Genomic DNA, 25,214 nt, shown 5'->3' on the forward strand with positions numbered 1-25,214 from the left:
GGCATCACCAGGCGATGGCATTGCGGCGGCGCAGCAATATCCAGAGGAAGAAGGGGCCGCCGACGGCCGCCGTTACGATGCCGATGGGCAGTTCGGCCGGGGCGACGACGAGGCGGCTGACGGCATCGGCCATCAAGAGGAACGAGGCGCCGAGCAGGGCCGAAGCCGGCAGCAGGTAGCGGTGATCGGGCCCGATGACGAGACGCAGCAGATGGGGCACGACGATGCCGACGAAACCGATGCCGCCCGAGACGGCAACAGAAGCGCCGGTTGCAGCAGCGACGGCCACGATGGCGGCGAGCTTGAAGCGCTGCACCGGTAGGCCGAGGTGACCGGCGGTCGCCTCGCCCAGGGTCAGGGCATTGAGGCCCTTGGCGAGGAAGGCCGAGGCGGTCAGCGCCACGACAATGATCGGGCCGGAGGCCATGATCTTGGTCCAGTTGGCGCCCGAGAGTGAGCCGAGGCCCCAGAACGTCAGGTCGCGGAGCTGGCTGTCAGTGGCGACATAGACCAGCACGCCGGTGATGGCGCCAGCCAGCGCGCCAATGGCGATGCCGGCGAGCAGCATCGTGGCGATGGCGGTCTGGCCGGCCTTGGTGGCGACGCGGTAAAGAATGAAGGTGGTGATCAGGCCGCCGATGAAGGAGGCGATCTGGAGGGCGTAGATGCCGAGGAAGGCGGTCAGCGGCGCCAGCATGGTGGTGCCCAGCACGATGATCCCGACGGCGCCAAGACCCGCGCCGGCCGAGACGCCGACGAGGCCCGGATCGGCCAGGGGATTGCGGAACAGGCCTTGCATGAGCAGGCCCGAGGTGGCGAGCGCGGCGCCGACCAGGACGCCCAGGATCATGCGTGGCAGGCGGATATTATAGATGACGGTCTGGTCGCGCAGCAGCGCGGCCGGATCGGCGGTGGTCCCGCCGAACCAGGAGCCGACCAGATTGAGCGCGGAAGCGCCCGAGGCGCCGGTGGTCATCGAGATGACCATGGTGACCAGAAGCAGGATGACCAGGACGGCGATGGCCAGCCGGCCGAGCGCTGAGCGGTCACCCGCCAGGCGCTCGGCGCGGCGGGGCGCGTCGGACATGGAGAGTGCCGCGGTCATGGTGCCTTGCCGTAAAGGGCATCGACAAGTTCACCCACAGCGCTGGCGGTGCGGGGGCCGAAGCCGAGCAAGTAGGCGCCGTCGAGACGGACGATGGCGTGGTTCTTGCCCGCATTGGTGAGGGCGATGGCGGGGTGGGCGAGCAGTTCGGCATCGGTGCCGCCATGGTCGCCGCCGCGGTCCATCATCAGGATGACGTCGGGATTGGCGTCGATGATTGCTTCTTCGGTCAGCGCCTTATAGCCGGAATAATCGGTGATGGCGTTGAGCGCGCCGGCCAGTTCGATGATGCCGTTTGCGGCTGTATCGGTGCCCGAAGCCTGGATCTTGCCGCCCTGTGTGGAGAGGATGAAGAGGATTTTCTTGCGCTCGGGAATGGCGGCGGTGCGGGCTTCGACGGCCTTGAGGGCGGCGTCCAACTCGGTGGCGAGCGCCTCGGCCTTCTCGGGCACGCCGAGAGCCTGACCGACCGCGCGGACCTTGGTGAGGATGCCTTCGTGGGAGAAGCCTTCGGGCACGGTCTGGTAGTCGACGCCAGCATGGGCAAGGACGTCGAGCGCTTCGGGCGGGCCGCTGCCGTCGATGACGAGGAGCGCGGTCGGGGTGACCGACAGCACGCCTTCGGGGGCGAGGGCGCGCATGTAGCCGACATCGGGGAGGGCCAGCGCCGCCTCGGGGAAAGTGGCGGTCTGGTCGCGGGCGACGAGGCGCTTTTCTTCGCCAAGGGCGTAGATGATCTCGGTCAGCGAACCGCCGATGGAGACGAGGCGCGAGGTATCGGCGAAGGGTTTGAGGTCCTGCGCAAACGAGGCCGTCGAGAGGGCCAGCGCAATGCTAATCGCGGCGATGACTTTAGGGACGAAACGCATCACAAATCCTCAGGCGGCGTTGGTCTGGGCGTAAAGCGGCAGGTTTTGCACCAGATCGCGCCAGGCGCTGCGCTCGTCGGAGCCTTCGATGCGCTTGCCGAAGAACTGGATGATCAGTTCGCGGTTTTCGTCATAGACCTCGACCGAGGTGACGTGGCCATCGGAAGTGGGCTTGCGCACGCCCCAGACGGACGCAATCTGATCGAGCCGCAGGTGCAGGTGGAAGGTGTCATCGAGCACGTTGAGCCAGGGGCCCATGGTCTTGATGTTCTGGATCGGGCCGGAATGGATCTGGATGCAGCCGTGATTGCCGACGAACGCCATGACAGGGAGGGTCTGATCGGCGGCGGCGGCGTTGAACAGGCCGGCGACGGCGCTGTGGTCGAGCTGCCAGGCGTAGTCCTCGCCAACCGTTTCGAGCGCGGTCAGGCGAGGGTAGTTGAGCTTCTTGAGCAGGCCGAAGAACTGGTGCGTATCGGTCAGGGCCGACCAGCCGGCGCGCAATTCGTCGAGCGGTGCGGGCGTGCCGAGCGGCTCGGGCGCCGGCTTGGGCTGGGTGGCGATGGGCGCCTGTTCGGGCGAGCGCAGATTGGCGACGAGGACAGCCCAGGCCTCCATATTGGTGGCCGGGCGGGCGTGGACCTTGAACACGGCGTCGCCCTGGGCATCGAAGAACTGCACCGAATGGCGGATGGTGCCGTCGTCATTGGCTTTTTCGACGGCGAAGCCGAACGCCCATTTGGACGGGAAAATGCGCAGGTCGATCTGCTCGCCCAGAACCATTGAGGCATGGGGGCCGATGACGACTTTTTCCACCGGGCCGATCTTTTCGTGCACGGCGCTTTCGTTGCGGGTCAGGGCCATGACTTCGCCGCAGGCGGTGAGGCCATTGAGCAGCAGGTCCAGATTGGGCTCGATGCGGGTGACGTTGAGGCCCACATAGGCGGCGACCAATTCGGCTTCGGAAATGGCGTGGATGCGGGCGAAATCGCGCTCGCGCATCTCGGGGTGCAGGGCGCGCAGGTCGCGGATTTCGACGGGGGTCTTGGTCTTGGAATTGGTCACTGGATCGGGCCCTATTTGGTCAGAATGAGTTTGTCCTGGCGCGTGATGCGCAGGCGGTACGGGCTGCCATTGTGAATGATGATCAATTCATTGCCGCCAGTGAACAAGGCGGCTGAATCGATCGAACGTGGCGCAATCTGGGCGCTCTGTGCGGTCTTGTCGCTGTCGTCCATCGCTGTTGCTTCCATCCACATAGGCACAAGAGTCTCGTCTTTTCAGGACGTTACCGCGTGGCGGATGGCTGGCGGGTCATGTCGTTATTAGTTGACTCTCATAATCAGCTTATTTACCAAGCGCAATAGGTGATTTTCTGGGTCATGTTTCATGACCCATCACAGCCAGCCAGCCTCCGCCAGCCAGCGCACACAAGAACAATCAGGAGTTTTGAATGGGGCTGGTAAAGTCGAGCGCGGCTGTGCTGATGTGCGGCGTGGCTTTGAGCGCGATCGGGTTGCAGGGGGCTGCTGGCCAATCAACGAAGCCGACGAATGTGAATACCACCAATATCACGCTGCTGGAGCGGCTGGTAATCGGCGCCGGCGCGCCCAAGGTGGCGATCAACACGCCGCAGGCCGTGACGGTGATCAACCAGGCCGATATCGACCAGGTGCAGGCATCAACGACGGGCGAACTGTTCGAAAGCGTGCCGGGCGTAACCATGGTGGGCAGCGAGCGCCAGTTTGGCGAGGCGTTCAACATTCGCGGTATCGGTACGACGGAAAATTCTTCGGACGGCTCCCGCGTCATCGTCAATATCGATGGCACGCCCAAGTTCAACGAACAGTACCGCATGGGCTCGTTCTTCTCCGACCCCGAACTCTACAAGCAGGTCGAAGTGCTGCGCGGGCCGGCCTCGTCGACGCTCTATGGCGCGGGCGCGCTGGGCGGCGTGATCAACTTCACCACCAAGGATGCTTCGGACTTCATCCAGGACGGCTATTCGGGCGCGGCGCGCCTCAAGACCAGCTTCTCCAGCAATGGCCTGCAGACGTTGACCTCGGCGCTGGTGGCCCAGCAAGTCACCGACAGTTTTGAAGTGCTGGCGACGGCGAATTGGCGCCGGTCGGAAAATCTGGACCTGGCTAAGGGCGCAGAACTGGCCGGTTCGGGCTTTGACACCCTGTCGGGCCTGGTCAAGGGCACCTACCACTTTGGCGACAACAATGAGCAGACGCTGCGCGCGTCCTATCAGCGCTGGTATAGCGACGCCAAGGACCAGCCTTATGCGCAGACCTCGACGCAGGCCGCGTTCGGCGTGACCGACCGCACCGTGGTCGACCAGACGGCGGTGCTGACCTGGGAAAATCCGGCGACGGACAATCCCTGGGTCGATCTGAAGGTGTCGCTGAGCTATTCGGACACCACCAACGAGCAGACCAACCATCGATATGCGTTGGGTGCGCCGCGCACGGTCGTCGGCCCGGTCTTGCCGGCTTTTCCGCAGAACGTGACGGCCGACAGCATCCTGCTCGACACCACCTATGGCTACAAGACCTGGCAGCTCAAGGCCGACAATACGGTCGAGTGGATCGGCGACGACTTCGAGAATTACTTCACCTTCGGTTTCCAGGGCAGCACGCTGGAGCGCACGGCAACGCGGCCGGGCGGCACGCCATTGCCGGCCCATCCGCAGGGCACCGAGGACAAGCTGGGGATTTTCGCCCAGAACGAATATATCTGGGATGAGAAGCTGACGCTGATCGCCGGCGCCCGCGCCGACTTCCATTGGGTCGATCCGACCACCACCGGCGTGCCGGATATCGATGGCGCGGCCGTCTCGCCCAAGCTGGCGGCGCTCTATGAAATCAACGACAATGTCGGCGTGTTCGGCTCGATTGCCCATACGGAACGGCTGCCTACGATCGACGAGCTTTATTCGGTGGCAGCGCCGGCACGCGGCGCGACCGCCAAGGTGGCGAGCCTCGACTTGCGCAAGGAGCAGGCCAATACAATCGAGGGCGGCTTCACCCTCAGCAATGACGACATCTTCCAGCCGGGCGACACTGCCAGCATCAAGACCACGGCGTTTTATAGCGACCTGACCGACCTGATCGCCTCCAACACGGCGCCGCGGCTGCCGGCGGCACCGGTGCCGTATTATGGCAATATCGGCAAGGCGCGGATCTACGGCCTGGAAGTGGAAGGCGCCTATGACAGCGAGGTCTTCTTTGCCAGCCTGGCCTATTCGATCACGGTGGGGGATAACCTCGTGACCAATACCCCGCTGACCACAGTGCCGCAGAGCCGGCTGGTAGCGACGCTGGGCGCCCATCAGTCCGAATGGGACCTGGATTACGGCGCGCGGGTGACGCTGGCGCAAGTGGGCCGCTATGTGGCTCCGGCGATCCAGCAGGGCCAGGTCGTCGCCGACGGCGAGGCCGAGGCCTTTGCCACGGTTGATCTGTTTGCCAGCTGGAAGCCCAAGCATGGGCAGTTCAAGGGGCTGGAACTCACAGGCGGCATCGATAATCTGTTCGATGCGGACTATCGCGAGAACCTGTCGGGCGACCGCTCGATCGGCCGCACCTTCAAGGTCACGCTGGCCAAGCAGTTCGACTACTAGATCAAGCTGGATCGTTTAGAGTGAGCGCGGTGGGGAAACCTGCCGCGCCGCTTGTTATCAAAGGCGATCTGTCTGGCATCGTACGAGGAACCGAAGCGCGCCTGGGCCGTTGTGCTGGGGCTACAGTTTTTTGACGCTAAAAGCTGGAGCTGCCCTGGTCCTCTCACGAGGGTCAGGGCTTTTTCGTCCTATGGCGAGGGCGCGACATGACCGATACGAGCCTCTTCACTAAATTTTCCCACCATGTGGCCCATGCGGCGGGACGGCCGCAGACATTTGCGTTGGCTTGCGCGGGGATCGTCGTCTGGGCGGTCAGCGGCCCGGTCTTCGGGTATTCCGAGACCTGGCAACTCGTGGTCAATACAGCGACGACGATCATCACCTTCCTGATGGTGTTCGTGGTGCAGAATACCCAGAACCGTGACGGCGAGGCGATTCAGGCCAAGCTGGACGAGCTGATTAGGGCCAGCCAAGCGGAAAACCGGTTTATCGGCGCCGAGCAGTTGACCGAAAAAGAACTGCATCAGTTGCGTGAGATCTGCGTCGATCATGCGAGCCGAAAGGCCGCTGCGAAACACTAGGCCCAGGACAGGTCCTCACCGTCCAGCTTGTCATCGTGGATGACAGGCCACCCGCCTGCCTCAGTTCTGTTCGAGCTCATCAGCCAAGGTTGCCGCCAGGAGCGGGCGGCGGGGGCGTTGACGGAAATCCTGGCCAAGCAGGCGGGCATATTCGACCTCGGCCAGGCCATAGGAGCCGTTGGCCGCCTGTTCCAGGCCCTCGCGGTCCAGAATGATGATGTGACCGCGATTGGAGCGTATCAGGCCCTTTCCCTCGATCAGATGAAGCGTGACGGTGACGCCAGGACGCCGGCAGGCCAGCATGGTGGCCAGCAATTCGTGGGTCACGTCGAGCCGGTCGCCGGTGAGGCGATCATGAGTCATCAGCAGCCAGCGGGCCAGACGCTCTTCGAGCTTGGCGCGGCCATTGGCCGAGGCGGTGGAGGCGGTCTGGATTTCGGCGGCGCGCACGAAGCGCAGCAGATGATCGTGCAGTCCTCGGCTGGTGCGTAGAGCCTGTTTCAGCACATCGGCCGGCAGGCGCTGGGCGTAGCCTGCGACCTGGACATTGGTGGCATAGGTGGACCGGCCGTCATTGAGCAGCAGGGGCGTGCCTGACATTCCCTCGCGGCCGATGACACCCACCTCGACATCGCGGCTGGTTTCGAAGCGGGAAATAACCGAGAGCATGCCTTCATCGGGGAAATAAACGAAATCGATGGGCTCGCCGGGGCGTTCGAGAACGGTTTTGGCTTCGAGTTGCACCGGCTCCAGCAGGGAGCCGATCAGCGCGAAGTCTTCAGGGTCCATACCGTTCAGGAGCAAGTTTCGCGATCGGTCGCCAAGTGATGCGGACACAGCTCTTCCCTTGGGCAAGAGCAATTATCTCCCAGCCGTCCGCGCCCGAAAAGACGTGCAGACGATGGGGTTAAGGGTATGCGCCATTCGGCTCAATAGACAGTAAAATATGTACATTTGGGTGAGATCGCCGAAACCAATTGTACAATTTGGACAATTGGTCTGATATTTCTATATTGAGCGATCTTCTTGGTTGCGGCGTCGGCTTGTGTCCAGTTGCATGGCGACGGCGGATGGGTTGCCAAGCGGGCGGGCTTGGGCGAGCTTGCGGCAAAGCTTGGAGGAGCGCGCATGAAGCATCTGATCACCACATTGGGACCCTACCGCAAGGATCAGCTCGGCATGATCCTGCCGCATGAGCATGTGTTCGTGGATTTGCGGACGCCCGACCAGCCAGGCTATGCGCAGGGGACTGCCGAAGACGTGGTGGCGTTGATGGCGCCGCAGATTTCCGCGATCCAGAAGCAGGGCATTACTGCGCTGGTGGAATGCACCACGGGCGGGGTCGGGCGGCGCGCCGATATCGACAAGGCGGTGTCGGTGGCGACAGGGCTGCCGATCGTAGTGCCAACGGGGAACTATCGCGAGCCGTGGATTCCCGATTGGGTGGGCAAGGCCAGCGGCGCCGAACTGGAAGACTGGATGGTGGGCGAACTCACCGGGCAGATCGAGGACAGCGGCGTCATGGCGGCGTGGATCAAGGTCAGTGCCGGCGACGATGGGATCACGCCAATGGAGGAACGGATTTTGCGCGCGGCGGCCCGGGCGGGGATACGGACCGACGCGGTGATTGGCTCGCATACGATCCGTGGGCGCGTGGTGATGGACCAGCTCGATATCATCGAAAACGAGGGCTATCGGGCCGAGCGGTTTATCTCGATCCACACGCAGGCTGAGCCGGATTTCGAGTTGCACAAGGCCGTGGCGGCGCGGGGGGCTTGGATCGAATACGACCATATCGGGCGCGAGCCGGACGACGAAGTCTGCGGGTTGATCCTGCGGGCGCTGGAGGCGGGGCTGGGGCCGCAATTGCTGCTGAGCCACGATCTTGGGTGGTTCGATCCCGCTTTGCCGGGTGGCGGCACCCCGCGGCCCTATACGCATCTGGTGGATGTGATGCTGCCGATGCTGCGGGCAGCGGGGGTGAGCGAGGAGACGATCGTGCGATTGACGCAAGACAATCCGTTTGAGGCGTTTGCGCGGTAGGGACAGCCCTACCGGTCCACGTCCGTCACATTGCCGCGCTCGGTGATGGCGAAGTTGTGCAGCGCCATGCTGGCCTCGATATCCTTGTCGGCGGCGGTGATCAGGGACGAGAAGGCGGCGCGGATGATGTCCTTCTTGGACGCCTTGGGGTGCAACTTCTTGGCCTGGCGCAGCATGTCCTTGGGGGAAATGTTGGGTGTCGCCAGCTTGAGCAGAGTGGTTTCGAGAGTGTCGGAATTTTCAAGATTGTGCATCATTCGCTCCTGACGTTTTGCGACAAAATGCACAGTCGACTGTCACAAACCAGAATAATCTCTGAGTCAGGACTGCTGCGGTTTGGCAATGTATCGGCTTTCAGTGCTGCGCCTTGCCGATCAGGCGAGTGCGTAGAGCGTTGGAAATATTATCGAAAATGAACACTACTGCCAAGATCAGCAGCACCATGTAGAACACGTTCGACCAGTTGGAATTGGTGCGCATGGATTCCCACAGCTTGAGGCCAATACCGCCGGCCCCGACCGCTCCGATAATGCTGGCGGAGCGGGTGTTGGACTCCCACTGATAGAGTGTCTGCGAGATCATTACCGGCAGCACCTGTGGCAACACGCCATAACGCTGGGTGGTGATGACGCCGGCACCGGTCGAGGCAATGCCCTCGCGCTGCTTGTCGTCGATATTTTCCAGGCCCTCGGAATAGAGCTTGCCCAAGGTGCCGGTTTCGGTGAGGGCGATGGCGCCGATGCCCGCGAGCGGGCCGGGGCCGAAAGCGCGGGTGAAGAACAGCGCCCAGATCAGCATATCCACCGAACGGAAGAAGTCGAACAGGCGCTTGATGACCTGGTTGACGGGCTTATTGGGCGTGATGTTGCGGGCGGCAAAGAAGGCCAGCGGGAACGACACCATGGCGCCGATCAGCGTGCCCGCAAATGCCATGACGATGGTCTGCAGCAACTTGGTCCAGACGTCGCCATGCTGCCATTGGGCGTTGAACCAGATATTGTCCCAGGCCAGGGCGTAGTTGGGCGTGTCCGCCACCAGATCCGGGCCGGAGACGATCAGCGACGTCACTTCGCCAGGCGATTTGCCAAAGAAGGGCGAATTGATGTCGAACAGGAAATTGGGCCAGCCAAAGGCACGCTTGCGGAACTTGACGCGATCGGTGCTGACCCGCACGTCGCCGACAAAGCCCATATCGGCAACGGCCTCGCCGCTCTTGACCACGAACCAGGACGGCGGGTCCTGGGTCAGCACGCGCACTTCGGGGCCGGTCAGATCGAGATCGACGCTCGCTCCGGCATTGGTCAGCGTGGCGGCGGTCTGGGTGAAGGTGACCGATTGGCCGGCGCCACCCAGTTCGATGGAATAGCCGCCCTCGCGGGGGATCAGCCAATCGGGATGCGGATCCTTGCCGAGGACCGAAAAGCGCGGATATTTGCCGACGATGGTGGGCCCATCGAGCCGGTATTCGGCATTGACGTCATAGGCGATCCACTGCTGCATGTAATCGCCGAGACGATCCCATTTGCCCTGGCTGATGACCGTGGGCAGCGCGAAAAACCAGATCGCGTAAAGCAGATAAAGCACAACCGCTATCAAGCCGAATAGCGGGGCGAAGCGCTTGAGCGCAGATTGCTTGAAAACCGCCGGGTAGCGCTGTTCGAGGGTGAGGGTCATATCGGTCATGGGAGCACCTCAGCCGTGGATCAGGAAGGCGGCGTCACCCACCAGCTTGCGGCGCACATAGGCGGAAATCTGGTCGACGATGATGATCGTGGTCAGCAGCAGGATGATCAGTGCGATGGTCTTGGCGCCAAAGCCGCGCGAAATGGAAAGCTTCAGCTCCTCCCCGATACCGCCGCCGCCGACGGCGCCGATAATGGTGGAGGCGCGCACGTTGATCTCCAGCCGCAGCATCGCATAGGAGACGAAATTGGGCATGACCTGCGGCAGCGCGCCGAAGCGCACGCGCTCGATCCAGTTGGCGCCGACGGCCTTGAGACCCTCATCGGGCTTCATGTCGATGTTTTCGATGACCTCGAAATAAAGCTTTCCGAGCGCGCCGATGGTGTGCAGGCCCACCGCGATAATGGCGGCGACAGGGCCAATGGAGAGCACGGCGGCGAACAAGCCGGCGATGACGATTTCGGGGAAGGCGCGCAGCACTTCCATGATGCGGCGAACGACCGAGCGCACGAGGAATGACGGCATCATGTTGCGTGCGGCGAGGAAACACAGAGCCAAGCCACCGGTGAAGCCCACAATGGTGGACACCATGGCGACGTTGATGGTGATCAGCATCAGGTAGAAATATTCGGGCAGGTAGAAGCCGGCGCCGAGATCGACCCGGCCCTCGGGGAAGTTGAATTCCTGGGTGCCGTTATCGGCGGGAGTGGGCAGATCGAACAGCGCACGGGGAACATCCATCCAGTCGTGCGGGATCAGCCAGGAGAGAAAATCGAACAGATGGGGCAGCCGCTCCATGAAGTGGCCGGCATTGCTTTCGTCAGCGAAAATCAGCGACCAGACCAGAGCCAGAGCCAGGCCGCCAAAGCCGAGGAGGGAATAGAGTCGTCGCTGCCGCGCCAGATGGCGCCAGGCTAAATCGACGGTGCGGACGGCCTCGGAGGCGGATGGAGCGAGCGCGGTCATGGAGCAATGTCCCGATAGACGAAGGGCACCAGCCAACCTGGCCGGTGCCCCTCAAGGCTAAATTAGCCGCCGATAGTGGCTTTGCGGATGTCGATGATGGGCTGGTAGAATTCAGCCTTGACCGGGACGTAACCCTTGAAGTCGCCGCCTTCGATAGCCGAGAAGCAAGCCGCGTCTTCGGTGGGCAGGTTCAGGTAGAAGTCGGTGATCTTCTTGATTGAGTCAGCGCCAAGGGCGTTGCGAACGACGGTCGGGCCGTTCGGGATCAGCGGCGAGCGCCAGACTTCGACGAAATCTGCGGGATCGACGGCGCCCTTGTCGACGAGCTTGCGGAAGGTGCCCGAGGTGTAGCCGTCTGCGAACTCGCCGATACCCGAGGAGTCGTCGACCGAGACGTCCGACTTGCCATCGAGCAGGGCCAGGACGTTGTTTTCGTGGCCGCCGTTGAAATCGGCCGACGCGAAGAATTCCTTGTTCGGGACGCCAGTGGTAACCGGGATCTGGGTCAGCGGGACGAGGTAGCCCGAGGTCGAGTCGGGATCAGCATAGCCGAGCTTCTTGCCCTTGGCAGACATGATGTCGGTGATGCCCGAGGACTTGAGGGCCAGGCCGATCGAGTAGTAACCGGTCGAACCGTCTTCCTGCTGGGTGGTCAGCACGGGGGTCACGGCATCGGGATTTTCAATGGCGATGGCCGCATAGCCCGAAGCGCCGAGGCCGGCAACGTCGAGGGTGCCGCCGAGGAGGCCCTGGATCACGCCATCATAGTCAGCAGCGGGGAACAGCGAGACCTTCTCGAAGCCTAGATCGGTCTTGAGGTGATCGGCGAGGCACGCGTAATTGCGCAGGCGGTCGGCTTCGTTTTCGCCGCCTAGGATGCCGATACGGAGTTCCTTTGGCATTTCCTGAGCAAAGGTAGCGACAGCGCCGTTACCGAGAGCGACGAGCGCGACAGCGCCCATGAGCATAGATTTCAGCATGGTTTTCTCCTGGGTCTGAGATCCGCCCCGCTTTTGCCGCGGGGTTGGATGGGGTGCGCACAACTTCAGTTGGCGAAGGCTTCGGCGCGCTGATCGAGGGCTTCGACGCGGGCACGAGGGCCGGGAATGGATGTGGAGGTGATGGCTTCCGAAAACGCTTCCTTGAGGCCATCGGCGCCGTAGATTTCGCGCGCTGCGGCTTCGGTGAGCTGGGCGGGCGAGCCGTCGAACACCACCTTGCCGGCGGCCATGCCGATGATGCGCTGGCAATAGACGCGCGCGGTGTCCAGCGTGTGCAGGTTGGTGATCACGGTGATGCCGTGATCACGATTGATATCGCGCAGGCTATCCATGACGATCTGGGCATTGCGCGGATCGAGCGAGGCGATCGGCTCATCGGCCAGGATCATCTTGGGGCTCTGCATCAGGGCGCGGGCGATGGCCACGCGCTGCTGCTGGCCACCCGACAGTGTGCCGGCGCGCTGCAATGCGGTCTGGGCGATATCGAGGCGGTCGAGCGCCTGGAGCGCATCGAAGCGCTCGGCATGGGTGAAGATATTGAGCAGGCTCGTGATGGTGGAGCGGCCATTGAGGCGGCCGAGCAGTACGTTGGTGAGCACGTCGAGGCGGGGGACCAGGTTGAACTGCTGGAAGATCATGGCGCAGTCGCGTTGCCAGTCGCGGAGGGCCTGACCCTTGTGCGTGGAGACCCTGGCGCCATCGAATTCAATATGACCGTCGGAGACATCGGCCAGGCGGTTGATCATACGCAGGAGAGTGGACTTGCCGGCGCCGGAGCGGCCGATAATGCCGACCATTTGCCCATTGGGGATTTCCAGATCGACGGTGTCGACGGCGGTCTTGTTGCCGAAGCGTCGCGTTACCTTGGAAATCTTGAGCATCCCTGCCCTCCGGTGTTGAGCCGGGGGATGCGTACGGGGTGCAGATAAACCTGCGATGTCGGTTGGGTGACAGAACGATGACGATGCACCGTCGGTTTCGTGAGCGCCTCCGAGGCAGCGGCCCCGTCGTCCCCTCCCCCTTGAGGGGAGGGCTAGGGTGGGGGGAAGCCGAAGCGGGAGTGAAGTCTGGTGGGGCGTGGTATGCGGAGAGCTCCCCCCACCCCTAACCCCTCCCCTCAAGGGGGAGGGGGACTGGCTCCGTGGTCGTTTTAGCCCTCGTACTTGTCGAGGAAAGCTTCGGTCGACAGCGACCGGAAATCCTGCAGCCCCAGCCGCAAGCGGTCATGATCCCAGTCCCACCATGCCAGCGCATCCAGCCGGCTGGCGATCAGATCGGTGAAACGCTGCTTGATGGCCTTGGCCGGCACGCCAACGGCAATGGCGAAGGCGGCAACATCTTTCGTCACCACGGCATTGGAGCCGATGATGGCGCCGTTGCCGATGGTGACGCCGGGCATGATCACCGCACCGTGGCCGATCCAGGTATCGTGGCCGATGGTGATGGGGGTGCTGGCGCGCCAGTCGAAGAAGGATTGGTCATCCTCGGCACCATCGAAATACCAGGACGAGCGATAGGTGAAGTGATGCAGGGACGCGCGTTCCATTGGATGCATGCTGGCATAGATGCGCACGTGGCTGGCGATATTGGCGAACTTGCCGATGGTGGAATAGGCGATCTGGGTGCCTTCGACGCAGTATGAATAGTCGCCGAGAGTCGAATGATTGATGTGGCTGCCGGCACCGACTTCGGTATAGCGGCCGAGCGTCGAGTTCTTGACGCTGGCCGTGGGATGGATGGTGGGCGTTTCGCAGAGCTTGGTCATGCGGCGATCCTCGGCGCAAAAGCGGTGACGTCGACGATGCGATCGGCGACTTGCGTGCGGACATCCTCATCGTGGAAGATGCCGAGCAGGGCGGTGCCGGCGGCTTTTTTCTCGGCGATCATGGAGACGACGACGGCGCGATTGGTGGCGTCGAGCGAGGCTGTGGGTTCGTCGAGCAGCAGCACCTTATGATCGGTGATGAAGCCGCGGGCGATGTTGACGCGCTGCTGCTCGCCGCCCGAGAAGGTGGCGGGTGGCAGGCTCCATAGCCGTTCGGGCAGGTTGAGCTGCGCCAGGAGCGTTCGGGCGCGATCCTGCGCCTCGGCCTTGTCGGCGCCGCGGATGACAAGTGGTTCGGCGACCACGTCGAGCGCCGAAACGCGGGGGACGGTGCGCAGGAACTGGCTCACATAGGCGATGGTGTCGCGGCGCAGCGTCAGTACCAGGCGGGGATCGGCGGTAGCGAGATCGATGTCGGCCCCGTCATGAGTGAGCCAGATATGGCCTGCATCGACGCCGTAATTGCCATAGACCATCTTGAGGATGGAGCTTTTGCCGGCGCCCGAGGGGCCACCTAGCACGACGCATTCGCCGGCGGCGACCTCGAAATCGACGTTGTCGACGACAGGGAGGACGACGCCATCGCGCAGGTGCATGGTGAAGGTCTTGGCGAGAGATTGGACGCGGAGAGGGGTCACATCACACCTGCAGGATCGAGGAAACGAGAAGCTGGGTATAGGGCTCGCGGGGATCGTCGAGGACGCGATCGGTGAGGCCGGATTCGATGACGCGGCCGTCCTTCATCACCATCATGCGGTGGGAAAGGAGACGCGCCACCGCCAGATCGTGGGTGACGATGACGGCGGCGAGGCCGAGTTCACCGACGAGGCCCCGCAGCAGATCGAGGAGGCGCGCCTGCACCGAAACGTCGAGGCCACCGGTCGGCTCGTCCATGAAGACGAGGCGCGGGGAGGTGACGAGATTGCGGGCGATCTGCAGGCGTTGGCGCATGCCGCCCGAGAAGGAGCGCGGCTGGTCGTCGACGCGGTCTTCGTTGATCTCGACGCGGCCGAGCCAATCGACGGCGCTGGCGCGGATATTGCCGTAGTGGCGATCGCCGATGGCCATCAGGCGTTCGCCCACATTGGCGCCGGCCGAGACGGTCATGCGCAGTCCGTCGGCGGGGTTCTGGTGCACAAAACCCCAATCGGTGCGCATAAGGAAGCGGCGCTCGGCTTCGCTGAGGTCATAGATATTGCGCCACACATCGTCGCGCATGCGGTATTCGGCGCGGCCCGAAGTGGGTTCGAGATTGGTCGAGAGGCAATTGAGCAAAGTGGTTTTGCCCGAGCCGCTTTCGCCCACCACGGCGAGGACTTCGCCGGGGTAGAGCTCGAAATTGACATCGGTGCAGCCGAGGCGAGCGCCGTAATACTTGGAGAGATTGGAAACGCGCAGCAGGGGGCTATCGGTCATTCGGCGGCCTCCAAAACTTCGCCGCTGAGGGCACCACGATGGCCAGCGGCGCGGCGGTCTTCGCAATTGTCGGTGTCGGAACAGACGAACATGTGGCCGCCGTGGTCATCGAGAATAACCTCGTCGAGATAGACGCCAGTGGCGGCGCAGAGCGCACAGGGCTCGCTGAAGTGCTGAATTTCGAAGGGATGATCTTCGAAGTCGAGGCTGACGACCTTGGTGAAGGGCGGCACGGCATAGATGCGCATTTCGCGGCCGGCGCCGAAGAGTTGCAGCGCGGCGGACATGTGCATCTTGGGATTGTCGAATTTCGGCGTCGGCGAGGGGGACATGACGTAGCGGTCTTCGACCATGACAGGGTAGCCATAGGTGGTGGCGATGCGGCCGTGGGTGGCGATGTCCTCGTAGAGCTTGACGTGCATCAGGCCGTATTCCTTGAGCGCGTGCATGACGCGAGTCTCGGTTTCGCGCGGCTCCAGCAGGCGCAGGGGTTCGGGGATCGGCACTTGATAGACCAGGGTCTGGCCGGCCTGAAGCTGCTTTTCGGGAATGCGATGGCGGGTCTGGATGATGGTCGCATCGCCCGTATGCGTCGTCGTCTTCACATTGGCGACCTTGGCGAAGAAGGCGCGGATGGAGACTGCGTTGGTGGTGTCGTCGGCGCCCTGGTCGATGACCTTGAGCACGTCAGTGGGGCCGACGATGGCCGCCGTCACCTGCACGCCGCCGGTGCCCCAGCCATAAGGCATGGGCATTTCGCGGCTGGCGAAAGGCACCTGATAGCCGGGGATGGCGATGGCCTTGAGGATGGCGCGGCGGATCATCCGCTTGGTCTGTTCGTCGAGATAGGCGAAGTTATAGCTGGGGGTGGCGCTCATTCGGCGGCCTCCTGGACAGAATTTTCGGCGGCGTGCTTGGCGTGCATGGTGCGGATCATGTCGAGTTCGGCCTGGAAATCGACATAGTGCGGCAGCTTCAAATGCTCGACGAAGCCGGTGGACTGCACGTTGTCGAGGTGGGAGATGACGAATTCCTCGTCCTGCGCCGGGGCGGTGATGTCCTCGCCCAGCTCGCGGGCGCGGAGAGCCCGGTCGCAGAGGGACATCGACATGGCCTTGCGTTCGGACTGGCCGAAAACCAGGCCATAGCCGCGGGTGAACTGGGGCGGCACTTTGGACGAGCCCTTGAACTGGTTGACCATCTGGCACTCGGTGACGCGGACGCGGCCGAGGCTGACGGGGAAACCAAGCTCGGGAATATCGAGTTCGACCTCGACTTCGCCGATGCGGATTTCGCCCACGAAGGGGTGCGAGCGGGCGTAGCCGCGCTGGGTGGAATAGCCGAGCGCGAGGAGAAAGCCTTCGTCGCCACGGGCGAGCGCTTGCAGGCGCAGATCGCGGTCGAGCGGGTATTGCAGCGGCTCGCGGGTGAGGTCGCCGACCTCATCCTGGGGGACATGGTTGAAGCCGAGATCGGGCTCCATCAGGCCCTGATGGCCGAGCATGTCGGTGACGCGCGGGGCGCGATCATGATCGGCCTCGGCGGTCAGTGGCTCGGCGACGTCGTTACCTTGCGCAATCGAGGGATCGAGCAGGCGATGGGTGTAGTCGAAGGTGGGGCCAAGCAATTGGCCGCCAGGAAGGTCCTTGAAGGTCGCGGAAATGCGGCGCTCGATCAGCATATCGGCAGTATCGATGGGGCGTGAATAGCCGAAGCGGGGCAAGGTGGTGCGATAGGCGCGGACGAGGAAGATGGCCTCGATCAGGTCGCCGCGCGATTGCAGGATGGCGAGGGCGGCCAGTTCACGGTCGTAGAGCGAGCCCTCGGCCATGCAGCGATCGACGGCGAGGCCGAGCTGTTCGATGATCTGTTCGGTGCGCAAAGCCGGCACCGAGCGGTCGCCACGGCGGCGGTCGGCGAGCAGAGCGTGGGCATTGGCGATGGCAGCTTCCCCGCCTTTGACGGCAACGTACATGGGTCAGGCCTCCTTGATACGAGTGGTACGGGGCAGGCCGATCAACTGGCCATCGGCAACGAGCAGCAGGTCGACGCCACGCGGGAACTGCGCCCCGTTCTCGGCCCATTGGGCGAGGAAATCTTCGGGCAGGCCCTGGGGCGCGATGGTGATTGAACCCTCGATACCGGGGCCGGTCAGCGTCAGGGTTTTGCCGCCGGAGACCGATTGGATGGCCAGGGCCACGGTGGTGGAGCGGTCCGGATAGAGGTCGGTGCCCTGGTCGAAATCGGCCAGCAGGACGGCCGGATCGCGGGTGAGGGCGAATTGGGCCTGGGCGCGCTCGGAGGTGATCGGGGCGCTGGTGTGGAAGCGCAACCAGCCGAGAACGGCGTCAGTGGCGAGATCGCGATCCAGCCAGAGGGTGGTGTCGTGATCGCACAGGGTCAGCGCGATGGCGGCGAGTTCGGGCGACAGCGACGACGGCGGGGTGAGACCGAGGGTCAGTGCCTGCACGGTGCCTGGATTGGCAAGGCTATCCATGACGGCACGGAATGCGGTCTGGGATTGCATGACGGGATCGGCGAAGCCGCCGTCCAGGGTATTGGTGTCCATCAATTATCTCCCCGGACCATGGTGAAGAAGTTGACCTTGGTGGCGGCGGTTTCCTGTTTGCGCTTGAGGTCGGCGGCGGTGGCGCCGGCGCGCAGCGGGGTCAGGATTTGGGCTTCGACCGTGGCCGGATCGCGCTGGAACAGGGCGTCGAACACGGCGATCAGGCGCGCCTTGTCGAGATCGCGGCCAAGGCAATAGCCATGGCCGATCTCGCCGCTGTCGAGCCGCACGGTAGCGCGGCTGACGCTGGCTTCGCCGAGGTTGAACGGGGCACCGCCACCCCCTGCCCTGCCGCGCACCATGACGAGGCCGGTTTCGGGACCACGGACGGGTTTGAAGTCGGGCTTGTCGGCCCAGTTGGACCAGGCGGCGGCGAGAGCTTCGGCGTCAGCGGCGGCCAGGGCATTGAGCGCCAGGCGGCGCGGATCGGTATCGGAAACGGGTTGCACGGTCATTTTGCTTGCCTCAACTTGTCTAATGAACTAGACAACTTAGAACGTAATTTCGGTCTTAGGCCTCTCGTGTGAATTTGCAATGACAAAAGTGACGGCGACTTCAGATTCCCATTTGAGTGGGGTCGCGATCTGGCGGCGGATCGCCGACGCGGTCCGGCTGGACATTGTCGGCGGCAAGCTGGCGCGGGGCGACAAGCTGGCTGGGGAGATGGAGCTGGCCGAACGGTTCGGGGCCAACCGGCACACAGTGCGGCGGGCCTTGCAGGCGCTGGCGGCGGAGGGGGTGATCCGCACCGAGCAGGGGCGGGGCAGCTTTGTGGATTCCGCCAAGCGGCTGAGCTATCCCATCGGCCGGCGGACGCGGTTTTCCGAAGGGCTGGCCGGACAGGCGAGCGAATTGCGCCGACAGGTATTGGGGACGCGGCTGGAGAATGCCAGCGCCAGCGTGGCGGCGGCACTCGGGCTGGTCAGCGGCGCCAAGGTGACGCGGCTCGATACGGTGTCGCTGGCCGATGGGCGGCCGATATCGCGGGCCACGAGCTGGGTGGTGTATCGCGATTTTCCAGATTTTGCGGCGCGGTTTGCGGGGGAGCAATCGACCACGGCGGTGTTCGCGGGGCTGGGCGTTTCCGACTATGTGCGGGCGAGTACGCGGATTTCGGCGCGGCATGCCGATGCCGAGGAGACGGCGCTGTTGAAGCTGGCGCCGGGGGCGATATTGCTGGTGTCCGAAGGGGTGGACGCCGATGTGAACGGGCGGCCGATATTGTATGGGCTGAGCCGGTTTCCGGCGGATTTGATGGAGCTGGTGGTTTGAGGAACTTCACCTCTCCCTAGGGGGAGGTGCAGGGAGGCCCACCTATCAGACCCTTGCGGGCCAGACCTGGCGCTGGGCGGCTTCTGTGAGGATATCCACCAGGCGTTCGCCTGCCAGCACCAGCGGGCCGGAATTGTCGAGGCGCACTGTGGTCGGGCCAAGCGCGTCCGCGTCGACCATGCGGGCGAGGCGGGCGGTGATGGCGGTTGCGTCTTCGCGGCCGCGGGCGGCGAGGCGGCTGGCGATGATGTCGGGGGTGGCGGAGAGCGCGACCACGGTGGTGCGCGCATAGCGGCGCTCGATTTCGGCGACGATCTGGCGCGAGACATTGGCGATGACCACGCGGCCCGCATCGATATCGGCATCGATGGAGGCAGGCAGGCCATAGCGCAGGCCGTGGGCGGGCCAGGCCAGCGCAAAGCCGCCGGAGCGTTCCAGCGTGGCGAATTCGGCTTCGCCCAGGCTGTCATGGTCCTCGCTCTTGCGATCGGCGGGGCGGGTGACGACGCGGCGGACGAAGACGAATTCGGCCCGGTCGGCAAGCCGCTCGCGGGCGAAATTGATCAGCGTGTCCTTGCCGGAACCGCTGGGGCCGACAATGGCGACGAAAACCCCACTCATATGACGCGCTGGCCTTCGCGCCAGACGGTGCGCACGATCGGGATGCCGTCGCTGAGCCGGACGCGCACAAGGTCGGCGCGCTTGCCGGCGGCAATCTCGCCGCGATCGTCGAGACCGCCAGCGGTCGCCGGGTGCTTGGTGACGAGGCGGACGGCGTGGGGCAGCGAGATGGAATCCACCGAGTCGCCCAGCGTGAAGGCGGCCTGGATCAGGCTGAAGGGGATGTAATCGGAGGACAGGATATCGAGAATGCCTGCTTCGGCCAGGGTGCGGGCGGAGACATTGCCGGAATGGGAGGAGCCGCGCACAACGTTTGGCGCCCCCATCAGCACGGCGAGGCCGGCATCGTGGGAGGCGCGAGCGGCTTCGATGGTGGTGGGGAACTCGGCGACGTCGATGCCCTGGGCGATGGCTTCATCGACATGGCCCAAAGTGGCGTCGTCGTGGCTAGCCAGCACGATGCCGTTGTCGCGGCAGAAGGCGGCGATGGCGGCGCGGTGGGGACCCGCATAGGTTTCGGAATCGTGGGTGCGGCGGGCGGAGAATTCGGCCAGCGCGGCGTCGCTCATCTTGAGCTTGCCTTGATAGTAGATCTTGTAGGCGTCGAAGCTGGCGAACTGGCGCTGGTTGGGCGCGTGGTCCATCAGCGAGGCCAGGCGCACCAGCGGATCGTGCTGCAGGGCGGTGAAGTTTTCGAGGCAATCGGGCGCCGAGACTTCGCAGCGCAGGTGGATGAAATGATCAGCGCGCAGCCGGTTGGCGGCCTTGCCCGCGGTGATCGCCTCGGCCAGCACCCGCATTTCGGCGCTGCCCATATCGGCCTGCTCATCGGTGCCAACGCGCAGGGCATCGAACACCGTGGTGATACCGGAGGCGGCGACCTGAGCGTCATGCGCCTGCACCGAAGCGATGGGGTTCCAGCGCACGCGGGGGCGCGGCGCATAGTGGTTTTCCAGATGATCGGTATGCAGTTCGACGAGGCCCGGAATGATGTAATCGCCATCCATGTCCTCCCCGGTGGCGGAGCTGTCGCCGATTTCGACGATTTTTCCGTCCCGCAGGACGATGGAGCCGGTGATGACGTCGTCGGCTAGGACAATGCGGGCATTGGTGAGGACGGTTTCGGCGGTATGGGTCATGGGATCAGGCAGTCTTGCGTTGGTGTTGGGCGGTGAAGCGGTGGATGGAATCGATCAGGAAGGGCGCATTAGGCTCCGGTTCGACGAACAGCGCTACCTGGGAAATGCAGAGCGGCTCATCCGCAAGGGGGCCAAAATGGCGGTGCAGCATTTGGGCGACATAGTCGCGCTCCAGCTCGTCGATAGGACCGGTCAGGGTCATGTGGAAGCGGAACTGGTCCAGCACATAGGGATGGCCCCAGGCCATCAGGTTGGCAAACTGGCGGCCATTGAGGCGGCCGATATCCCCGCGCGCCAGATCGAGATCGGAGGTGGGGCTGCGGTATTGGTCGAAGACGGTGACGAAATCGGTCGCGAGTTCATGCAGTTCGGGGTTCGGCTCGGTGGGAACCAGCGCAAAAAAGTTTTCGATCAGGACGATGCGCATGGCGTCAACCGTGATGGGCGGGACGCGGCGGCAGAACTTGGCGAGCGCTGCCTGCACATCGCTCAGCCCATGCTCGGTGGCGATGCGGAACGGCGCCTTGAGCGAGCCGTGAAAGCCAATGCGGCGGGGCGCGGCGGTGAGGAAAGCATGGTCGGTTTCCACCAGGCCCTCGACCGGCCAGGCGATGCGCGCGCCCGTATAGGGGTCGCGCCGCAGCCACCGCGCGGCCGCGATCGTCAAGGCATCGTCGGCCGGCGGGGTGAAACAGATGGCGCAGCGCATGGGGGCGTCCGTTGAGTCGATCCGCAGGCGCTAGTTGATTTATGTGACAGTAGAGCGAATTGGCCGTCTCTCCTGCCACCCGGCAGATGAAAGGGCGATGAACGCGGCGCTCAGGCAACATGAAGGCTGCCCCCATTAGCAAGGCGGCCAAGCGGTGATCACGCCGCATTCATGGAGAATTCAAATGAAACTGTCCCGTCGCGTCGCCCTCGGCGCCACTCTTGCCGCAATGGTTCTGACCGGTGCTTCGAGCGCTTTCGCCGCCGATAGCGATATGGTGCTGTTCAAGGTCGTCACCACCGACAAAGACGATGTCATCATCGGGCTGACCGAGAGCCAGTTGGCGGCAGCGGGCGGTCTCGATGCCGGCACCGTTGGCAAGATGCTGGTGGCGAGCGGCGAACTGGCGGCCTGGCAGTATGTCGTGGCACACAATGATGCCGGGGACCTCGTGGAAGCTCCGACCAACAAGATCAGCATCATTGCCAATGCGGCCGTGCGCATCGAGCCCTACCAGGCCGAATGGCCGGTGACGCTGCCGACCGCCGAATAGCCGATCGGGACGGGAGCGCTGTCACATGACAGTGCTCCCGCTTGCGCCGAACCTTGGGAGATTTTCATGCGCCTGCCCGTTCTCGCCAGCCTGATCGTCGTGCTTGGCGCCGCGCCGGCCTTTGCGAGCGGCGGCGTGTCCTGCAATTCTGGGGCGGGCCCGGCGCGGTTCGACCTGTCCGTCAGCATGGGACGCGATTTCGGAGCCGGAATATTGGACATCGCCGGCGAGCTGGTGGCACAGCTTCCGAACGTCGCCCCCGACCTGCGGCAATTGCATTTTGCGCGGGAGAATCCCAACCAGATATGGATCGACCGCGACGTGGTGTATTTCGAAATCTCGGTGCCGCACCGGGGCGACGGGCCTTACGGCTATGCCGACCTGACGATCAAGACCCAGGCGGTCGACGAAGGCAGCTATGTGGGCACTTATATCTTGGACATTTACGACGTCGGCGTGGAAGTGAACGGCGTGCCGCAGAGCATCACGGTGAATGGCGTCGTCAGTTGCACGACGGATTAGCCAAGCGGTTTCGGCCAATCGGGGCGGAAAGCCTTGCCACCGAGGTAATCGATAAGAGACCGGCGGGCTGATCCCCGCCGGCCCGATTGTCAGGCGGCCTGTTCGGTCACGACCATACGGCGTTCTTCGGCGACTTCCTGCTTGCGGGTCGAACCGCCCCACCACGAAGCCCAGGCCGCGGCAAGGTACAGCACCAGCGAGATCGAGAAGGCGATCTTGATGCCCACCATGAACGGGCCCGACAGCAATTCGGGGAAGAAATGCTGGCCGGTGATGACCGCCACCTGATCGGCCGACAGCGCGTGGAGTGCGGCGGCGGGGATCAGTTCGCCCATCGGATTATAGCCCAGGAACGCCGCGAATAGGCTGGCGACTGGAGGCGCCGAGGCGACCTGTGCAGCGACATCGGCGGGCAGACCCTGGGCGATCAGCCGGGCTTCCATCACCCCGGGCAGGCTCCAGGCCAGACCGATAATCATCAGGGTGAAGAACACGCCGATGGAGAGCACCTGCCCCGCATTCATGGTGGTGGCGCGCACCCCAGAAGCTTGGCCACGCTCGGAAGCGGGAACCGCATTCATGATCTGGGTGCCGTTGGGCGCGCTGAACAGGCCCGAGGCGACGCCGTTGACGAAGAGCAATGCGGCGAACACCGGGTAGGGGAAATCGGCGCCCAGCAGCATCAGGCCGAGAAAAGTGGCGGCGCCCAGCACCATGCCGCCGGCGGCGAAACGGTGCGAGCCGTAGCGGTCCGACAGAATGCCGGCGGCGGGACCCGACAGCAGCACGCCAACGGTCAGCGGCAGCATGAAGATGCCGGCCCAGAGCGGCGTGGATTCAAAGCTATAGCCATGCAGCGGCAGCCAAATGCCCTGCAGCCAAATAATCAGCATGAACTGCAGCCCGCCGCGGGCGATGGAGGTGAGCAGGCTCGCCGAAATGCCGGCGGCGAAGGGGCGGATGCGTAAGAGGTTCAGATCGAACATGGGCAGCTTGACACGGCGCTCGATGATGTAGAACGCCACCAAAAAGGCGATGCCGATGAGCAATTCGGCCAGCACTTTGGGGCTGCCCCAAGCCATCAGATCGCTGCCATGCGGCTGGATGCCGTCATTGACGCCGACCAGGACCAGCACGAGGCCGATGGCGAAGGTGATATTGCCCCACCAGTCCAAGCCGCCGCGCTTTTGCGGTGCGGCTTTGTCGCGCAGGCTGAGGAAGCCCCAGATGGTGCCGATGACGCCAACGGGGACATTGACCCAGAAGATCAGCCGCCAGTTGATATCGGCCAAAAGGCCCCCGGCGATCAGGCCGATGAACTGGCCCCCGATGATGGCCATGGTGTTGATGCCCAGCGCCAGACCCCGCTGATGGGGCGGAAAGGCATCGACCAGGATGGCGGTGGAGGTGGCGGTGAGCATGGCGCCGCCAATGCCCTGGATGATGCGCATCCAGACGAGATAACTGGCGGCGAAATCGCCGGTGGGCATGAAGCTCAGCGCGACCGAGGCCAGGGTGAAAATCAGGAAGCCCAGATTGTAAATCTTGGCGCGGCCGAAGATGTCGCCGAGCCGCCCGAAGGTGACGACCAGCACGGCAGTGGCCACCATATAGCCCATGATGGTCCAGAGCAGGGTATTGGTATTGCCAGGATCGAGCGGCTGCAGGCCAATGCCGCGGAAGATCGCCGGCAGGCTGATCAGGATGATCGATCCGGTGACCGAAGCGGCAAAAACGCCGAGTGTGGTATTGCTCAGCACGATCCACTTGTGGCGATCGCCATGGGCGGCACTTGTATCTGGGTTCGACATGATTTCAACATGGATGGCGTGTCGCGTCCGGTCGGGCCGTTCTATCCTTATGATGGCAGCCGCGGACGTGCGTCGGTATGATAACGTGACACCGTATATAGCTAGGATGCTAACTAATTAACATGAGCGATTTTGCAGAGCTGCTGCGCATTTTTACCGCCGACATGGTCGTGGCTGCCCGACTGTGGCGCAAGCTGGCCCGGGAACAGGTTGCCCGCTATGGGGTGGCCGAGGCGGGCGCCGGGCCGCTGCTGTGGATCGGGCGGCTGGGCGGCAAGGTGCGCCAGAACGTGCTGGCGGAATATTGCGGCATGGAAGGCGCCTCGCTGGTGCGCATTCTGGATGAATTGCAGGCCGCAGGGCTGGTGGTGCGGGTGCCCGATCCGACGGACAGGCGGGCCAATCTGCTGGACCTGACGGAGGCGGGCGCGATCAAGCTCAAGGAAATCGAGGTCGAGCTGGCTGCGTTCCGGCTGCAGACTTTCGAGGGGCTCAGCACGGCGGAGATCGAGGCGGCGCTCAAGGTGTTTGCGGCCGTCAAGGCGGCAGCGGCGCGGGACGATGAGGGCAAAGAGCCAGGCTAACTTGGGTCTTCCAGGTCTTCGGGATCGTCGGGCTGGCGCTCGATATGGCCCTGTTCGGTGAGCCATTCGCGCAGGATGGCATTGATGGCGTCATTGCGGCTCAGATGGCCAGCCCCGTCCTGGGCGCGATGGGCAATGAAGCGATCGAGGCCATTGATGAGGTCTTCGTCGAGATCGGGTATCGGGCTGAGATCGCTCACGATGGGCTCCGGGTTATCGCCGGAGCAACACTAGCCCGCGCCGTTGGTTCCCAGAAGGGCAAATGCAAACGGCGCCCGAAGGCGCCGTTCTTGTTCAATGTGCCGGCGCTGAAAAGC

General features: G+C 63.7%; 29 protein-coding genes. 7 read left to right on the forward strand and 22 right to left on the reverse strand.

The window, feature by feature from the left end:
- Positions 1-4: 4 nt before the first annotated feature.
- From JWP26_RS02455 to hemP, 4 genes are all read right to left on the reverse strand, one after another.
- Positions 5-1,105 carry an iron ABC transporter permease gene (locus tag JWP26_RS02455; RefSeq protein ID WP_299722951.1) on the reverse strand — a complete coding sequence of 367 codons (1,101 nt, stop codon included), beginning with the start codon at positions 1,103-1,105 and terminating at the stop codon, positions 5-7.
- Positions 1,102-1,974 carry a hemin ABC transporter substrate-binding protein gene (locus JWP26_RS02460; RefSeq protein ID WP_299722954.1) on the reverse strand — a complete coding sequence of 291 codons (873 nt, stop codon included), beginning with the start codon at positions 1,972-1,974 and terminating at the stop codon, positions 1,102-1,104. Before JWP26_RS02460 ends, JWP26_RS02455 begins: the two co-directional genes overlap by 4 nt.
- A gap of 9 nt (positions 1,975-1,983) precedes the next feature.
- Positions 1,984-2,976 (reverse strand): ChuX/HutX family heme-like substrate-binding protein, encoded by a 993-nt coding sequence (locus JWP26_RS02465; RefSeq protein ID WP_299723248.1) that lies wholly within the window; start codon positions 2,974-2,976, stop codon positions 1,984-1,986.
- A gap of 74 nt (positions 2,977-3,050) precedes the next feature.
- Positions 3,051-3,212, reverse strand: a complete 162-nt coding sequence (gene hemP / locus JWP26_RS02470) for a hemin uptake protein HemP (protein WP_299722957.1) — start codon at positions 3,210-3,212, stop codon at positions 3,051-3,053.
- 215 nt (positions 3,213-3,427) lie between these two features.
- On the opposite strand from hemP, the gene JWP26_RS02475 reads away from it, so the two are divergent.
- Both JWP26_RS02475 and JWP26_RS02480 read left to right on the forward strand, forming a co-directional pair.
- The gene (locus JWP26_RS02475; RefSeq protein ID WP_299722959.1) at positions 3,428-5,602 is read left to right on the forward strand and encodes a TonB-dependent receptor; all 2,175 of its coding nucleotides are present in this window, start codon (positions 3,428-3,430) and stop codon (positions 5,600-5,602) included.
- Between the two features lie 206 nt (positions 5,603-5,808).
- Positions 5,809-6,183 (forward strand): low affinity iron permease family protein, encoded by a 375-nt coding sequence (locus JWP26_RS02480; RefSeq protein WP_299722962.1) that lies wholly within the window; start codon positions 5,809-5,811, stop codon positions 6,181-6,183.
- 60 nt (positions 6,184-6,243) lie between these two features.
- Here the strand turns inward: JWP26_RS02480 and JWP26_RS02485 are convergent, their stop codons facing one another.
- Positions 6,244-6,972 carry a Crp/Fnr family transcriptional regulator gene (locus JWP26_RS02485; protein WP_299722965.1) on the reverse strand — a complete coding sequence of 243 codons (729 nt, stop codon included), beginning with the start codon at positions 6,970-6,972 and terminating at the stop codon, positions 6,244-6,246.
- Positions 6,973-7,311: 339 nt separating this feature from the next.
- Here JWP26_RS02485 and JWP26_RS02490 point away from each other — a divergent pair, with 339 nt between their 5' ends.
- Positions 7,312-8,226: an esterase gene (locus JWP26_RS02490; RefSeq protein ID WP_299722968.1), complete on the forward strand. Its 915-nt coding sequence runs from the start codon at positions 7,312-7,314 to the stop codon at positions 8,224-8,226.
- 8 nt (positions 8,227-8,234) lie between these two features.
- On the opposite strand, the gene JWP26_RS02495 is transcribed toward JWP26_RS02490, so the two are convergent.
- The 12 genes from JWP26_RS02495 to phnG form a co-directional block, all read right to left on the reverse strand.
- Positions 8,235-8,480 carry a hypothetical protein gene (locus JWP26_RS02495; RefSeq protein ID WP_299722971.1) on the reverse strand — a complete coding sequence of 82 codons (246 nt, stop codon included), beginning with the start codon at positions 8,478-8,480 and terminating at the stop codon, positions 8,235-8,237.
- A gap of 100 nt (positions 8,481-8,580) precedes the next feature.
- Entirely contained in the window at positions 8,581-9,909 is a 1,329-nt protein-coding gene (gene phnE / locus JWP26_RS02500) for a phosphonate ABC transporter, permease protein PhnE (RefSeq protein ID WP_299722974.1), read from the reverse strand.
- A gap of 9 nt (positions 9,910-9,918) precedes the next feature.
- Positions 9,919-10,875 (reverse strand): phosphonate ABC transporter, permease protein PhnE, encoded by a 957-nt coding sequence (gene phnE / locus JWP26_RS02505; protein WP_299722977.1) that lies wholly within the window; start codon positions 10,873-10,875, stop codon positions 9,919-9,921.
- A 62-nt stretch (positions 10,876-10,937) separates the two neighbouring features.
- Complete coding sequence (gene phnD, locus JWP26_RS02510) at positions 10,938-11,855, reverse strand: phosphonate ABC transporter substrate-binding protein (protein WP_299722979.1); 918 nt, start codon at positions 11,853-11,855, stop codon at positions 10,938-10,940.
- A 65-nt stretch (positions 11,856-11,920) separates the two neighbouring features.
- Positions 11,921-12,757 carry a phosphonate ABC transporter ATP-binding protein gene (gene phnC / locus JWP26_RS02515; protein ID WP_299722982.1) on the reverse strand — a complete coding sequence of 279 codons (837 nt, stop codon included), beginning with the start codon at positions 12,755-12,757 and terminating at the stop codon, positions 11,921-11,923.
- A 269-nt stretch (positions 12,758-13,026) separates the two neighbouring features.
- Positions 13,027-13,641 (reverse strand): DapH/DapD/GlmU-related protein, encoded by a 615-nt coding sequence (locus JWP26_RS02520; RefSeq protein ID WP_299722985.1) that lies wholly within the window; start codon positions 13,639-13,641, stop codon positions 13,027-13,029.
- A complete protein-coding gene (gene phnL / locus JWP26_RS02525) occupies positions 13,638-14,339 on the reverse strand; it encodes a phosphonate C-P lyase system protein PhnL (RefSeq protein ID WP_299722988.1) in 702 nt (233 codons plus the stop codon). The genes JWP26_RS02520 and phnL overlap by 4 nt, the downstream gene beginning before the upstream one ends.
- A 1-nt stretch (position 14,340) precedes the next feature.
- A complete protein-coding gene (gene phnK / locus JWP26_RS02530; RefSeq protein ID WP_299722991.1) occupies positions 14,341-15,117 on the reverse strand; it encodes a phosphonate C-P lyase system protein PhnK in 777 nt (258 codons plus the stop codon).
- The gene (locus JWP26_RS02535) at positions 15,114-15,995 is read right to left on the reverse strand and encodes an alpha-D-ribose 1-methylphosphonate 5-phosphate C-P-lyase PhnJ (RefSeq protein ID WP_299722994.1); all 882 of its coding nucleotides are present in this window, start codon (positions 15,993-15,995) and stop codon (positions 15,114-15,116) included. Before JWP26_RS02535 ends, phnK begins: the two co-directional genes overlap by 4 nt.
- On the reverse strand, positions 15,992-17,092 hold the full coding sequence (locus tag JWP26_RS02540; RefSeq protein WP_299722997.1) for a carbon-phosphorus lyase complex subunit PhnI: 1,101 nt from the start codon (positions 17,090-17,092) through the stop codon (positions 15,992-15,994). The genes JWP26_RS02535 and JWP26_RS02540 overlap by 4 nt, the downstream gene beginning before the upstream one ends.
- Before the next feature lie 3 nt (positions 17,093-17,095).
- Complete coding sequence (gene phnH / locus JWP26_RS02545) at positions 17,096-17,686, reverse strand: phosphonate C-P lyase system protein PhnH (protein WP_299723000.1); 591 nt, start codon at positions 17,684-17,686, stop codon at positions 17,096-17,098.
- The gene (phnG, locus tag JWP26_RS02550; protein ID WP_299723003.1) at positions 17,686-18,141 is read right to left on the reverse strand and encodes a phosphonate C-P lyase system protein PhnG; all 456 of its coding nucleotides are present in this window, start codon (positions 18,139-18,141) and stop codon (positions 17,686-17,688) included. The genes phnH and phnG overlap by 1 nt, the downstream gene beginning before the upstream one ends.
- Before the next feature lie 79 nt (positions 18,142-18,220).
- Here phnG and phnF point away from each other — a divergent pair, with 79 nt between their 5' ends.
- Positions 18,221-18,958: a phosphonate metabolism transcriptional regulator PhnF gene (gene phnF / locus JWP26_RS02555; RefSeq protein WP_299723006.1), complete on the forward strand. Its 738-nt coding sequence runs from the start codon at positions 18,221-18,223 to the stop codon at positions 18,956-18,958.
- Between the two features lie 45 nt (positions 18,959-19,003).
- Here the strand turns inward: phnF and phnN are convergent, their stop codons facing one another.
- Genes phnN through JWP26_RS02570 form a run of 3 tightly spaced genes read right to left on the reverse strand, consistent with a single transcriptional unit; the run spans position 19,004 to position 21,427 of the window.
- Positions 19,004-19,579 carry a phosphonate metabolism protein/1,5-bisphosphokinase (PRPP-forming) PhnN gene (phnN, locus tag JWP26_RS02560; RefSeq protein ID WP_299723009.1) on the reverse strand — a complete coding sequence of 192 codons (576 nt, stop codon included), beginning with the start codon at positions 19,577-19,579 and terminating at the stop codon, positions 19,004-19,006.
- Positions 19,576-20,718, reverse strand: a complete 1,143-nt coding sequence (locus JWP26_RS02565) for an alpha-D-ribose 1-methylphosphonate 5-triphosphate diphosphatase (protein ID WP_299723012.1) — start codon at positions 20,716-20,718, stop codon at positions 19,576-19,578. Before JWP26_RS02565 ends, phnN begins: the two co-directional genes overlap by 4 nt.
- Before the next feature lie 4 nt (positions 20,719-20,722).
- On the reverse strand, positions 20,723-21,427 hold the full coding sequence (locus tag JWP26_RS02570; protein WP_299723015.1) for a DUF1045 domain-containing protein: 705 nt from the start codon (positions 21,425-21,427) through the stop codon (positions 20,723-20,725).
- Between the two features lie 184 nt (positions 21,428-21,611).
- Between JWP26_RS02570 and JWP26_RS02575 the strand changes: the two genes are divergently transcribed.
- A complete protein-coding gene (locus JWP26_RS02575; RefSeq protein ID WP_299723017.1) occupies positions 21,612-21,980 on the forward strand; it encodes a hypothetical protein in 369 nt (122 codons plus the stop codon).
- A 66-nt stretch (positions 21,981-22,046) separates the two neighbouring features.
- Positions 22,047-22,502 carry a hypothetical protein gene (locus tag JWP26_RS02580; protein WP_299723020.1) on the forward strand — a complete coding sequence of 152 codons (456 nt, stop codon included), beginning with the start codon at positions 22,047-22,049 and terminating at the stop codon, positions 22,500-22,502.
- 89 nt (positions 22,503-22,591) lie between these two features.
- Here the strand turns inward: JWP26_RS02580 and JWP26_RS02585 are convergent, their stop codons facing one another.
- A complete protein-coding gene (locus JWP26_RS02585; RefSeq protein ID WP_299723023.1) occupies positions 22,592-24,313 on the reverse strand; it encodes an MFS transporter in 1,722 nt (573 codons plus the stop codon).
- A gap of 122 nt (positions 24,314-24,435) precedes the next feature.
- Here JWP26_RS02585 and JWP26_RS02590 point away from each other — a divergent pair, with 122 nt between their 5' ends.
- A complete protein-coding gene (locus JWP26_RS02590) occupies positions 24,436-24,897 on the forward strand; it encodes a MarR family transcriptional regulator (protein ID WP_299723026.1) in 462 nt (153 codons plus the stop codon).
- Here the strand turns inward: JWP26_RS02590 and JWP26_RS02595 are convergent.
- Positions 24,894-25,097 carry a hypothetical protein gene (locus tag JWP26_RS02595; protein WP_299723029.1) on the reverse strand — a complete coding sequence of 68 codons (204 nt, stop codon included), beginning with the start codon at positions 25,095-25,097 and terminating at the stop codon, positions 24,894-24,896. The two genes, JWP26_RS02590 and JWP26_RS02595, sit on opposite strands and share 4 nt — an antisense overlap.
- Positions 25,098-25,214: the final 117 nt, after the last annotated feature.

This window comes from Devosia sp. (assembly GCF_028290435.1).
Taxonomy (GTDB): Bacteria; Pseudomonadota; Alphaproteobacteria; order Rhizobiales; family Devosiaceae; genus Devosia.